This is a genomic window from Hymenobacter rubidus (assembly GCF_016734815.1).
Taxonomy (GTDB): Bacteria; Bacteroidota; Bacteroidia; order Cytophagales; family Hymenobacteraceae; genus Hymenobacter; species Hymenobacter rubidus.
On record NZ_JAERQF010000010.1, the window covers coordinates 116,628 to 129,414 of the forward strand.

General features: G+C 59.9%; 12 protein-coding genes. 6 read left to right on the plus strand and 6 right to left on the minus strand.

All coding sequences use genetic code 11. The features are described 5' to 3' along the window. Positions 1–210 precede the first annotated feature (210 nt). The gene (locus JKL48_RS09640; RefSeq protein ID WP_201981817.1) at positions 211–1,194 is read left to right on the plus strand and encodes a pyruvate dehydrogenase complex E1 component subunit beta; all 984 of its coding nucleotides are present in this window, start codon (positions 211–213) and stop codon (positions 1,192–1,194) included. A 103-nt stretch (positions 1,195–1,297) separates the two neighbouring features. Here JKL48_RS09640 and JKL48_RS09645 read toward each other — a convergent pair whose 3' ends face one another. After that, a complete protein-coding gene (locus JKL48_RS09645) occupies positions 1,298–2,701 on the minus strand; it encodes a hypothetical protein (RefSeq protein WP_201981818.1) in 1,404 nt (467 codons plus the stop codon). A gap of 146 nt (positions 2,702–2,847) precedes the next feature. On the opposite strand from JKL48_RS09645, the gene JKL48_RS09650 reads away from it, so the two are divergent. Beyond that, positions 2,848–3,414, plus strand: coding sequence for a DinB family protein (locus JKL48_RS09650; protein WP_201981820.1), 567 nt, complete (start codon positions 2,848–2,850; stop codon positions 3,412–3,414). A 101-nt stretch (positions 3,415–3,515) separates the two neighbouring features. Here JKL48_RS09650 and JKL48_RS09655 read toward each other — a convergent pair whose 3' ends face one another. Beyond that, entirely contained in the window at positions 3,516–3,944 is a 429-nt protein-coding gene (locus JKL48_RS09655; RefSeq protein ID WP_201981822.1) for an acyl-CoA thioesterase, read from the minus strand. 198 nt (positions 3,945–4,142) lie between these two features. After that, positions 4,143–4,871, minus strand: a complete 729-nt coding sequence (locus JKL48_RS09660; RefSeq protein WP_201981824.1) for a class I SAM-dependent methyltransferase — start codon at positions 4,869–4,871, stop codon at positions 4,143–4,145. A 139-nt stretch (positions 4,872–5,010) separates the two neighbouring features. Between JKL48_RS09660 and JKL48_RS09665 the strand changes: the two genes are divergently transcribed. Next, positions 5,011–5,184, plus strand: a complete 174-nt coding sequence (locus tag JKL48_RS09665) for a DUF2256 domain-containing protein (RefSeq protein WP_201981827.1) — start codon at positions 5,011–5,013, stop codon at positions 5,182–5,184. A 102-nt stretch (positions 5,185–5,286) separates the two neighbouring features. After that, a complete protein-coding gene (locus JKL48_RS09670; protein WP_201981830.1) occupies positions 5,287–5,580 on the plus strand; it encodes a hypothetical protein in 294 nt (97 codons plus the stop codon). 459 nt (positions 5,581–6,039) lie between these two features. Here JKL48_RS09670 and JKL48_RS09675 read toward each other — a convergent pair whose 3' ends face one another. The 3 genes from JKL48_RS09675 to ffh all read right to left on the minus strand — a co-directional run bounded on the left by JKL48_RS09675 (position 6,040) and on the right by ffh (position 9,531). Further along, positions 6,040–6,870: a molybdopterin-dependent oxidoreductase gene (locus tag JKL48_RS09675; protein ID WP_201981833.1), complete on the minus strand. Its 831-nt coding sequence runs from the start codon at positions 6,868–6,870 to the stop codon at positions 6,040–6,042. 15 nt (positions 6,871–6,885) lie between these two features. Next, positions 6,886–7,611 (minus strand): cytochrome b/b6 domain-containing protein, encoded by a 726-nt coding sequence (locus tag JKL48_RS09680; protein WP_201981836.1) that lies wholly within the window; start codon positions 7,609–7,611, stop codon positions 6,886–6,888. Positions 7,612–8,163: 552 nt separating this feature from the next. Further along, the gene (gene ffh / locus JKL48_RS09685; protein ID WP_201981838.1) at positions 8,164–9,531 is read right to left on the minus strand and encodes a signal recognition particle protein; all 1,368 of its coding nucleotides are present in this window, start codon (positions 9,529–9,531) and stop codon (positions 8,164–8,166) included. A 156-nt stretch (positions 9,532–9,687) separates the two neighbouring features. Between ffh and JKL48_RS09690 the strand changes: the two genes are divergently transcribed. Then, a complete protein-coding gene (locus tag JKL48_RS09690; RefSeq protein ID WP_317191918.1) occupies positions 9,688–11,001 on the plus strand; it encodes a glycosyltransferase family 4 protein in 1,314 nt (437 codons plus the stop codon). A gap of 61 nt (positions 11,002–11,062) precedes the next feature. Next, positions 11,063–12,784 carry an FG-GAP-like repeat-containing protein gene (locus JKL48_RS09695; protein ID WP_201981839.1) on the plus strand — a complete coding sequence of 574 codons (1,722 nt, stop codon included), beginning with the start codon at positions 11,063–11,065 and terminating at the stop codon, positions 12,782–12,784. Positions 12,785–12,787: the final 3 nt, after the last annotated feature.

Here is a 12,787-nt window from a genome sequence, read left to right on the forward strand (position 1 = left end):
AGCATCTCTACCTTGTGACTAATCAATTTTAGTGTTGCGGTAGAGATGCTTCGACAAGCTCAGCATGACCGTTTTTATTGATTCAACCCACTTTGTAATTACTGCGGTGGGCGCGGCCTATTACTTAACTCCCATCTTAATTTGCCCCAACGTCCGCCCCTGTCGTAGCTTTGTCGAACGGCCGGAATCCGGCTTTACCTAACCAAAACCATGCGTCAAATTCAATTTCGTGAGGCCTTGCGCGAGGCCCTGTCCGAGGAAATGCGTCGCGACCCGCGGGTGTTCCTCATGGGCGAAGAAGTAGCCCAGTACAACGGTGCCTACAAAGTGAGCCAAGGCATGCTCGACGAGTTCGGGCCCGAGCGGGTGATTGATACCCCAATTGCTGAGCTGGGTTTTGCCGGCATCGGCGTGGGCGCCGCCGCCAACGGGCTGGTTCCCATCATCGAGTTCATGACCTTCAACTTCTCGCTGGTTGCCATCGACCAGGTGATTAACTCGGCCGCCAAGCTCTATTCCATGTCGGGCGGGCAGTACTCCTGCCCCATCGTGTTCCGCGGCCCAACCGGCAACGCCGGCATGCTCAGCAGCCAGCACTCGCAAAACTTCGAGAACTGGTTTGCCAACACGCCCGGCCTGAAAGTGGTAGTGCCCTCGAACCCCTACGACGCCAAAGGCCTGCTGAAATCGGCCATCCGCGACCCCGACCCGGTTATTTTCATGGAGTCGGAGCTGATGTACGGCGACAAGGGCGAGGTGCCCGAAGAGGAGTACCTGCTCGAAATAGGCAAAGCCAACGTGGTGCGCCAGGGCAAGCACGTGACGCTGGTGAGCTTCGGCAAGATGATGAAAATTGCCTACGCCGCCGCCGATGAGCTGGCCAAGGAAGGCATCGAAGCCGAAGTAATCGACCTGCGTTCGGTGCGGCCCATTGACTTCGACACGCTCATTGCCTCGGTGAAGAAAACCAACCGCATGGTGGTCATCGAAGAAGCTTGGCCGCTGGCCAGCATTTCCAGCGAGCTGAGCTACATCGTGCAGCGCCGCGCCTTCGACCACCTCGATGCCCCCGTCATCCGCATTACCTGCGCCGATGTTCCCCTGCCCTACGCCCCCACGCTCATCGAAGCCTCGCTGCCCAACGTGGCCCGCGTGGTGAAGGCCGTGAAGGAAGTAACCTACGCCAAAGCGTAACGCTGCGCTTCGCGCGCTTAATGAAGAATGAGGAGTGAGGAATGAAGAATTGCCATTGGGTATTTCTTCATTCCTCACTCCTCATTCTTCATTAAGCGCAGCGTCATTCCGGGGCTTCGGAGGGTGGGCGCAACTGCCGGGCAGTGGTTTCGGAGAGCTGCCAACAGCCCCATACCCAAGCCGCCAGCATGGTCAATCTAACCAGTTTGCTTAGAAACGCCCTGCTTTGTCCCTTCCAAGAGGGCTGCCACCGCGCCGCCACTCCAGTGACTAGCAACAAATGCAGCGGCAACAAAAATCGGCATTCCATCAGGGTGGGCAGCACCAGCAAAGAAGGCAGCAGCAGCGCCAGGAGCACCGGCACGATTCCTTTGTTGTTGGCGGGCAAGACGTTTCGGCGCGTGCCACGCCACAAAGCCAGCAGCGCCAGCCAGGTGCCTAGCCCGAGCAGGCCATAATTCAGCAGTCGCAGCCCGAACTGGCCCGGCGGGTGCAAGCGCCGGGGGTAAGGGGATGGGTACCAGATGTCAAGGCCATTGAAGAGGTGCTTGAGGTAGCGCGCGCCCGTGGCCAGTGGCTGCCGGGCCACAAAGGCCAGGTAATGCATGTAAGTAGCAAAATGCTGACCTGGCTCAGCAGCGAGGGCCAGCCGGCCATTCGGGTCAGCATAGACCAGGGAGCGCGGAATCTTCGGTATCAGGCTCGACTCATACCGTTGAAAGCGCGTGCCCCAGCCTAGCTGCTTGAGGTAAAGCGGCGGGCTGCCGGGCTGCCGGGCCAGCACCAGCGGCGTGGCCTGCTGAAAGTGCCGCTGATTGATGAGCCATTGCGGCAGCAGCACCAGCGCCGCCCCCGCCACTACCAGCGCCGCATAACGCAGCTTCGCGGTCCGCGGCAATGGCGCCCCGGCCAACAGCCACAAACAACCGGGCGCGCTAGCCACATAAATTGGCCGGATGTTGAGGGCCGCCGCCAGCAACAGGCCGGCGGCAAACGCCTGCCCTATGCCTGCTCGGCAGAGCGCCGCCAACCCCAGCAGCAACAACGTGAGGGCGGGGATGTCGCTGAGGGTGAAGTTGAAGTAGTCGCGCCAAAAAACAAAGCTGAGCAGCAACAAGGCCAGCCATCGGGCGCCGCTCATCTGCCCCCCTACTGCCCGTCCCCAAAGCTGGGGAATGGCCACGCCAAACAGCAACGCCGCCCAACCCATGCCGAGCACCTGCGCCCCGCGCAGCATCGACCAACCCGTGAAGTGGCAGAGCAACCGGGCCGGCAATATCAGCAACGGGCCCAGGTAGCCCCGCAACGGCGCATCGAAGGCGAGCAGGGAAAAGCCGCCGTACCGGGTGAACCGGAGCGACAATTCCCAATACTCGGCGGCGTCGAAGCGAAACTGGTCCGGCGTGTAGCCACTCAGGGGCAGGTAGATGGCATAGAGCGCCACCACCACCAGCACCCGCCAGCGGGCAGGCCACGGAGTGCGCAGAAAAGCCAAAGCGGTGTGCATGCCGGGCAAAGCTAGTGCGCGGCAGCTCAGCCAATCAACCGGCCACCGTCCGGGCGCATTACTGATTAGTGCCGGCACCGCGCCATGTTCCGTACCTTTTACGCCCTTTTCCATCGTATACCCCGCGCTTACTCCATCCCACCCGTATGAACCACCGCCTGCACCTCAAACTCGAACAGTTGGAACGCGCCACCGAGCGCCTGCTTACCTCGGCCGAAGCCCTGGGGCCCGACAGTGCAACGGCTCCCGCGCCGGGCAAATGGTCGGCCACGCAGGTAGTGCATCACCTCTTATTTATCGAAGGCAACATCATTCAATACGTGCAGAAGAAAATGCAGTCGGAAGAGTTGCTGCCCAAGGTTGGGCTCTTGACGCGGCTACGGGCCCGCTTCGTGCGCCTGCTGCTGCGCATCCCGGGCCTCAAATACAAGGCGCCGCGCGGCGTGGCCACCCTCACCGATGCCGGCGCCTTGCCGACTCTGGCGGAACTGCGCAATACCTGGAATGCCAGCCGCCGCCAATTGGAGCGCCTGCTCAACGAGTTTCCGGGCCGCCAATTGAACCGCGCTATTTTTCCGCACCCCCGCTCCGGGCGGATTACCATTTATCAAGTAATGGACTTTCTGCTCGACCACCTGCTCCACCACCAGCAGCAGCTCAACCGCATTACCAAAGCGCTCCGGCCGACTGCTTCCGGGGTGAGCAGCAAGTAAGAAGGTATTGTTTTGGAAAACCGTTAAAAGCGGAGAGCTAAAAGTTAAGGCACCAGAATATCAGTTTGTTTAACGTCAACCTCTCCACTTTTAAGCCTCCATTACACCACCGGGGGCTCGTACGCGGGCATGGTGCTGAAGGCGGCGGCCAACTCAGCCGGCGGCACGGTAAGCTTGCGGCGGTCTAGGTCAATCCAGGCGCCGTCCACGGTGACAGTGGCGGCCACGCGCCCATCGGCTTTGAAAATGGTGTGCACAATGGTCCAGCGCGAGCCATCGGCGCTGGCGCTGGCCAGGCGGCCATCCACCCGTATTTCTTCGCCAATGTTTACCTCTTTGAGGTACTTGGTTTCTTCCCGAAACAGGATGGGCCCCAGCCGCAGCTGCGCAAAGCGTTTGATGTCGAAGCCCACTTTGGCCAGGAGCACCACCCGCTGGTCGGCGGCAAAGTCGGCGTAAGCAGAGTGGCGCATGTGGCCGTTGGGGTCCATATCGGCCCAGCGGGTGCGGTAGGTGATGATGTCGGTCATAGTTAAGGAAGCAACGGATGGTGTTGATGGAATGCCGTGGGCTGAATAATGGCCTAAGCTACTGGGGTTGTTGGGCGAAGTACCAGGCGGAGTACCCCGAAATTTTATTTCGGTCCATGCGCCGGACCAGACGGGCCGAAATAAAATTTCGGGGTACTCCGCCTGGTTGCTTCAACCAGGGACTGCCGGCCGACCGCGCTAGGCAAGTTGCAGGCGGACCAGGTACTGGCCGTTGTCGTCTTCGCTCAGGAAATCGGCGGTGTAGCCGGCGGCTTCGGCCGCATCGTTGAGCAGGGCCGCATCGACAAATAACCAGGGAAAAGGCTCGCCGGTTTGGCCGGCGTAGCTCAGGCGGTACTCTACCTCGCCGTAATAGGGGCCGTTGAGGTTGATGAGCACAGCACCGTCCTCGTCTTCGTAGAGGTAGCGCACATCGGAGGAAGTGGCCAGAATCTGGCCATCGGGAGCCAGCAGGGTGCGGGCATGAGCCAGAAATTTATCGAGCCCCTCCAACGTGCCGGTCAGGCCAAGTCCGTTCATGAGCAGCAAAATGGTGTCGTGCGGCACTTCGGTGGGTGGCAACGGGGCGAATAAATCATGCCGCGCCACGGTCCGCACGCCCCGTTCGCTCATCACCTGCACCGCCCCGGCCGATACATCCACGGCCTTCACCTCGAAGCCGCGGCCCTGAAGCTCCAGGCTGTGGCAGCCGGCGCCGGCCCCCAGGTCGAGCACGCGGCCCCGGCTTTCGTCCAGGGCCAGGCGCTCCAGTTCGGGCATCTGCAGCAGCGTGCGAAAGAAATACGCGGCGTGCAGGGGCTCGTCTTCGGCGACGTTGCAATGCACGTTGAGGGTTGCGGTGGTATCGCCGTGGTGGCAGGCCAGCAGGGCCCGGCCCAGGATATCGGGGGCGGTGGTTGTCGTCATGAAAAGGGAAACGGAAAACTGGCAGCATCGGGTGCAGCCACGCGGCACCCAGCCCCAACCGTTTCGGAGGCGAAAAGTACCCAAAACTTCGTGGGCCGGTCCGGCGTTTGGATGGCACCGCGCTACATTCGTTGTCCCAATGCTTCCCCAAAAACTGCGTAAAGGCCAGTTGCCCACCAAAATCTGCGCCACCTGCGGCCGGCCGTTTGAGTACCGAAAAAAGTGGCGCGCCAATTGGGCCGAGGTGAAGTATTGCGGCGAAAAATGCCAGCGCAACCGCCCGGCCGCCCCAGTACCTCCGGCCACTTCCTAGCCGCCGCAACAAACCCGGCCGTATCTTTTCGGCCCGAAACTCGTTTTGAAAACGACGCATTTTGCCGTTCTCCCTCATTACATTTTTGCTTGCTCCGCTGCCATGGCTTCCAATCTCGACTACCTGAACCCGGCGCTTATTCCGCTGGAAGAAAAAGTAAATGCTTACCTGGAAGCTGAAAAGAGCCTGCGCCGCGCCGAAACCGACGCTTCCCAAAACCCGGAAATCACCCCTGCAGACTTAGCCCGCTTGGAGCAGGAAATCATTGCCATGCTCCCCACCCGCGATGAATGGGTGAAAGTGAACCTGGGCTACGGCCCCAGCCGCGTGGGCGCCTGGCACGTGCCCGCCCTCAACGGCGCCCCGGAGCGCTACGAGTTGCGGGTAGTGCATTAATTCAGGAAGCAGGGAGCAACAGAAACATTATGCTGAGCTTGTCGAAACCTCTCTATCGCAATAAGGTTGTTTACAGCGGTTTCGGAGTCGGTATACAGGCGCTGGAAGTAGCGCGAACTGTGTAGTTCGCGTCCCCGCACCATCTTATCGAAGCGACTGGCGCGGGGGCACAAACTACACAGTTCGCGCAACGGTACACCAACCCCGAATCTGCACTATGAAGTGTCTCGTTGACCGGTCGGACGCCCTAAGCGTCCGACCGGTTGTCGCCAGCACGGCTTCCAACTGACCGTCGACCCACAACCGGTCGGACGCCTAGGGCATCCGACCGGGCAGAGCCGATTTTCTAAATAGCTTCAATAGTAATCCAACCCAAAGGATTAGTTACAGGGTAGAGATGCTTCGACTCCGCTCAGTAGGACGTTTATTTAGTACCAATGGCTCATGATGCGCTAAGCGTCAATGGCCTGCATCCCAGTCGTAACCCAGTTCGGCCCAGTAATCTTTGGGGCGGGTATCGGCGAAGGCAATGGTGCCGATACGCTTAAGGTGCTTGATGCCGTACTTGAGCGGGGTAACCAGCCGAAGCGGCGCCCCGTGGCCCGGCGTGAGCGGTTGGCCATTCATCTCGTAGCAAAGCAGCGTTTGGGGATGCAGGGCGCTGGCCATGTCGAGGCCCACATAATACTGCTCGTCTGGGGTGAGCATGCCCACGTAGGGCGCCAGGTCGGCGGGCGGATGGAGCGGGTCGGCGGGCCGGCCGTTGCGGGTGGCCAGCGGGTAGCGGGCCAGAAAATCGGAGAGCCGGGCGCCGGCCCAGTGCACGACCACGCTCCACCCCTCAATGCATTTGAGTTCGGTAGTCATCTCCACTTTGGGTAGAGCCTTGATGTCGGCCAGCGTAAATTCCTGCAGCTTGCCGGTGCCGTAGGCCTGCACACGCAGGCGCCAGGCATCAGCATCTAACTCCGAATCCAGCCCCACGTCGCCGTTTTCGCGGGGGGTGCGGGCACGGCTCCGGGCAAATTCCGGCGCGAGGCGCGTTTCCTTAAAATAGGCGCGGCTCAGGCGGCCGTTGGCGTCCAGTACTTGGCGCAGCGGGTGCGGAATGCCGGCATCGTCGGGACGCGAAAGCAGCCAGCGCCAGCCGCCAAGGCCAGCCAGGCTGGCCAGCCCCAGCCCAATAAAGGAGCGGCGCGAGCGGCGGCGGGCATCGGCCAGCACAGCCGCTTCCGATTGCTGCCGAGGCTTGGGTGTAAGGGGGTCCGGGGTACGGATTGGCTCAGTCATACCGAAAACAGCTAATTATTTCGACGAAAGTGACGCATCGGCGGCAGGCAGCGAGGTAGGCCCGGCCACGATTTCGTGCGTCGCAGGATTGATTTCTTCTACCTCGAAACCCGCCACCATGGCCCGAAAATTATTCCAGCCCGCCCGAACCACCTGCGCAATGTGCACGATAAAAAACAGCACATAGCCGAGGGTGAGCACAAAGTGAATGATGCGGGCAAACTCGTAGCCGCCCAGCGCCTGCGTGAGCCAGCCAAACTGCACGGGCTTGTAAATGGCCAACCCGGTGAGCACCGAACCCAGGCCCATCAGGATTACGCTGGTATAGGCAATTTGCTGGGCACCGTTGAACTTGCGCACGGGCAGCGGCTTTTTGTAAAGACCCAGGTCGTGCAGGGTCACCAACACCGCCTCGCGAAACGAGTGCCGCGTGGGCAACAGGTAGCGCCACTCGCCCGAAATAATGGTGTAGAGCACGTAAAGCACGCCATTACCGAAAAACACCCACATGAGCACAAAATGCCAGCTCATGCCCTGCGCCAGCTTGTGGTCGAGGTGCAGGGCATCGTTGAACGACTGCGGGAAGAATTTAAACAGCGTGGTGTGGCCCCAACCAATACGGTACACGTCGTTGGCCCAATAAATCCAGAGCCCGCTCCAAATCATCAGGCTCAGGACGGGGAAGTTGACCCAGTGAAACCAGCGAATGGCCAACGGGTGCTTTTCAACGAGTTGCTTCATAAACAAGCGAATTAATAGGAAACCGGCGCAAAGTACCGCCCCCGAGGGGGCCACACCTACGCCCGGCTCGACGCTGCGGATGGTGTACCCTTACAAGCGGCGCCCCTTATTTCCCGGTGCAAGCGGCAATTGGGGCGTGGGCTTTAGTGCCCAAAACTGGATAGCCTTCCAACGGTTTACGCGTCTCCCTAACCAGTTGGGCTTAGCTCTACCCTCAGCAGCTGGGCGCAATTCACTCAGCCACCTCCACGCTTCACGGATAATACATTGATTGTCAGTAAATAAAATAGGCGGCAGGGAAACCCCGCCGCCTATCCATACCAAAACACCTTAAAAAACTATTCTTTCACGATGATGCTAACAATAATTGCACCAAAAGATTCCGAGCCAGAGAATATTTTTACAGAACGCTTGCGATGAGGGGCCTATGCGTTAGCCGACAGCCTGTTTCGATGAATTATCCGGTGGGGAAACTGCTTTCATACGCTTTCACAAAAAGGGCCCCGACGCATTCGTCGGGGCCCCAGATAGTACAGGCGCAGTGCCGGAAGCTTAGCGGCCCATCATGCCGCCGGGGCCGCCTTTCATGCCGCCCATCATCTTGGCCATCTGGGCCATGCCGCCTTTAGTCTGGCTGAGCTTGTTCATGGTGCGCATCATTTTGCGCATGTCGTCAAATTGCTTCATCAGCGCGTTTACCTGCTGAATGTCGGTGCCCGAGCCTTTGGCCAGCCGGCGCTTGCGCGAGCCGTTGAGCAGGTCGGGGTTGGCCCGCTCCTGCTTGGTCATGCTCCGGATAATGGCCTCGACCGGCTTGAAGGCGTCGTCGTCGATTTCCACGTCCTTCATGGCCTTGCTCATGCCCGGAATCATGCCCATCAAGTCTTTGATGTTGCCCATCTTCTTGATTTGCTCGAGCTGGCCGAGGAAGTCGTTGAAGTCGAACTGGTTTTTGCGGATTTTCTTCTCGATGCGCCGCGCCTCGTCTTCGTCGAACTGCTGCTGCGCCCGTTCGACCAGCGAAATCACGTCGCCCATGCCCAAGATGCGCTGGGCCATGCGGTCGGGGTAGAACAGGTCGAGCGCGTCCATCTTCTCGCCCGTCGAGATGAACTTGATGGGCTTGGTGACCACGGCCCGAATGCTGAGGGCCGCGCCACCGCGCGAGTCGCCGTCGAGCTTGGTCAGCACCACACCGTCGAAATTCAGACGCTCGTTGAAGGTTTTGGCGGTGTTCACGGCGTCCTGGCCGGTCATGGAGTCCACCACAAACAGCGTTTCGCTCGGGTTGATGGCCGACTTCACGGCTTCAATCTCGCGCATCATCTGCTCGTCCACGGCCAAGCGGCCCGCGGTGTCGATGATGACTACCTTCTTGCCATTTTTTCGGGCATAGTCAATGGCGTTGCGGGAAATCTCAACGGGGTTCTTGTTCTCAACTTCCGAGTACACTTCCACCCCGATTTGCTCGCCGAGCACCTTGAGCTGGTCGATGGCCGCGGGGCGGTACACGTCGCAGGCCACGAGCAGCGTGTTGCGGCCCTGCTTCTTGATGTAGCTGGCCAGCTTGCCGGCAAAGGTGGTTTTGCCCGAGCCCTGCAAGCCCGAAAGCAAAATCACGGCCGGGTCGCCCTTGATGACGATGTCCTTCTTTTCGCCGCCCATGAGCTCGGTGAGCTCATCGTAGACGATTTTGACCATAAGCTGGCCCGGCGACACAGCCGTAAGCACGTCGCGGCCCATGGCAGCGTCCTTGATTTTATCGGTTACATCCTTGGCAACCTTGTAGTTAACGTCGGCGTCAACCAGTGCCCGGCGGATTTCCTTGATGGTGGCCGCGACGTTGATTTCGGAAATGCTGCCCTGACCTTTGAGGGTTTTAATGGCCCGGTCGAGCTTGGTGGAGAGACTGTCAAACATGAATCACGGATTAGTCGGATTAAAGGCGAATTTTTCGGATTCCGTAGCCGGGGCCACCTTCCGCAGTTGCCTTTACTGAACCCCAAAAGTAACCATAAAAGCCTGAAAAGCGGCAGTCGGTGTACCTTCGCGCCCCGCTTTGTGTATCAACATTCCGTGCCCACGTCTCCCCCGCTCCGCCTGCTCGTCATTACTTACTACTGGCCGCCCTCGGGCGGGGCCGGTGTGCAGCGCTGCCTCAAGTTTGTGAAGCACCTGGGCCATTTCAACGTGGCGCCCACCGTGATAACCGTGGATGCGGCGCTGGCCACCTACCCGGTATGGGACGAAAGCCTGCTGGCCGAAGTGCCGGCCACGGTGCGCGTCATCCGCACCAAAACCTCGGAGCCATTCGAGAGCTACAAGAAGCTGACCGGCCGCGCCGTGCCCTACGGCGGCTTTGCCAACGAAGGCAAGCCCGGTGCCGTGCAGAAGGCGCTACGCTTCGTGCGCGGCAACTTGTTTATTCCGGACCCGCGCCGGGGCTGGAACCGCCACGCCCTGGCCGCGGTAGAAAAGCTGCTGGCGGCCGGCGAGCGGTTTGACGCCGTGCTCACGTCGTCGCCGCCGCACTCTACCCAGCTTATTGGCCTGGAGCTGAAAAAACGCCACGGCCTGCGCTGGCTGGCCGACCTGCGCGACCCCTGGACGGACATATACTACTACAAAGACTTGCACCACACGCCGCTAGCTGCCTGGCTGGACGCGCGCTACGAGCGCCAGGTGCTGACCCAGGCCGACGCCGTGCTGGTGACCTCGCCCGAAACGAAACGCCTGTTTTTGGCCAAGCTGCCGGCTTTGCCGTCTACCAAGTTCCACGTGTTGCCCAATGGCTACGACGAATCGGACTTCCGACAGTCCTCGCGCCCACCGGCCGACAGCCTACGCATTACGCACACCGGCACCATCACCGAGTTGTACCACATCGACAACCTGCTGACAGCCGTGGCTGCCTGCGCCGACGCCCATCCCGAAGTGCCTTTCCGGCTGCGCTTCGTGGGCCAGGTTTCTACCCAACTGCGCCGGCAAATTGAGCAGGCGGGCTTGCTGTCCGTTACCGAGTTCATTCCATTTGTGCCGCACGATGCATCGGTGCAATTCCTGTTGGAATCCTCTGTCCTGCTCATGGCCATTCCGGACGTGCCACGCAACTTCGGCATTCTGCCAGGCAAAGTATTTGAATACCTGGCGGCTAACAAACCTATTCTGTGCGTCGGACCCGCGGGCTCCGACGCCGATAACCTGCTGCAGGAATGCGGCGCGGGCCAAGCCCTGCCCTACGAAGACGAGGAATTGATGCGCCAAACCCTCGAGACCTTAGCGGCGCAGTGGCGCAGCAACCCCAACCTCGATTTGCCGGCCGTGAGCCACTCCCGCTACTCACGCCGGGGGCTGGCGGGGCAGCTGGCCAAAATTGCGGTAGCCTTATAAGGGATGTCTTAGGCAAAGCGCTTAACTTGTTGCGCATTTCTTTAATTCCTTAACTCCTTTTATGACAACACGTTTCTACCCAACCAAACTAGTACTTACCATGGTGCTAATGGGCTTCGTTGCCTGGTCGACTCATGCACAGCCCACCATCAGCAGCATTACGCCAACGGCCAACCAAAACAGTGTACCCCGGACCAGCCCGGTCACGGTGCGGTTTAGCCAACCGCTGACGGCAGCTTCGACCAGTGCACTACGCGTTTTCAGCAACCAGCGCGGCGGGCTGCGCACTGGCACCAGCGGTGGCGTTTCCGTCAACAACAATGAGCTGACTTTTTCGCCAACGCGCAGCTTCAGGGCCGGCGAGACCGTGAGCGTAAGCATTACCACAGCCGCCCGAAGCGCTGCCGGAGCGCTGGCGACACCCCGGATTTTTCAGTTCACGGCAGCGGCCACCGGCGGCAATGGCTCATTCGTCAATGGGACGGATATTGCCACCGGCGCCTCGCCGTATGCTGTAAAAACAGCCGATGTTGACAACGACGGGGATTTGGACATTCTCACCCCCTCCTTTGCCAACTTTACGGTTATAACCCTGCTAAACAACGGCAACGGCACGTTCACTAACAGCACCGCTACCGGCGTGGGCAACCAGCCGCGTAGCTTGGCCCTGGCCGACTTGGATGGCAACGGCAGCCTGGATATGCTCACAGCCAACTACGGGGCCAACACTGTGAGCATACGCTTCAACGATGGCACCGGCTTCTTTAGCGGATTTACCGAAGTGCCGGTAGGGAGCCAGCCACAAAGCATCACCACCGCCGATGTGGATGCCGACGGCGACCAGGATTTTCTGGCTGCCAACGGGGCCAACAACTCGGTGTCGGTTCGCCTCAACGATGGCAGCGGCAATTTCAGCGGTGGCAGCGATGTCGCCGTTGGCGGACTGCCCTTCCAGGTGATTACGGGCGATGTGGACAACGACGGCGACTTGGATGTGCTCACGGCCAACATGGCCAGCGGCAGCAATACCGTCAGCGTGCGCCTTAACAACGGCAACGGTACATTCAGCCCGGGGTACGATGCCTTTGTGGGCAGCAGCCCCCGAAGCATCGCCTTGAGCGACCTGGACAGCGACGGCGACTTGGACTTGCTGAGTGCCAACGCAGGCAGCGGCACGGTTAGCATCCGCTTCAATAACGGCAGTGGCTATTTCAGCAGCGGCACCGACTACCTTTCGGGAACTACGCCCAGCAGCGTAGTCACGGCCGACATCGACGGCGATAACGACCAGGACATGCTCGTTTCGAATTTTTATTCCAATAACGTCTTGGTTTGGCTGAACAACGGCAGCGGCTCCTTTATTCTCACGCCCACCGTACCAACTGGCACCAACCCCAACGGCATTGCCGCCGCCGACATGGACAACGACGGCGATATGGATTTGCTGGCCGCCAATTTCACGACCAGTACGGTCAGCCTTCGGTTCAATAACGGGACTTCGGCGGCTTTGGCAACGCCGGTGGCCAGAGCCCACGCCGCCTTTTCGCTGTACCCCAATCCGGCCCATGCCAGCTTCAACATCGTGGCGCCGCTTTCTACTGATGCAGTCCCAGCTCAGGCCTTCTTAATCAATAGTTTAGGCCAATTGGCAGGCAAGCCCATTCCCTTGTCCTCCGCTGGCACAGCCACGTTCGTCGACGTATCTACTTTGGCCAAAGGTCTCTATACTCTGCGCATAATGATTGGCAGCACCGCAACCATGCAGCGCCTTGCAATCGAATAGTCT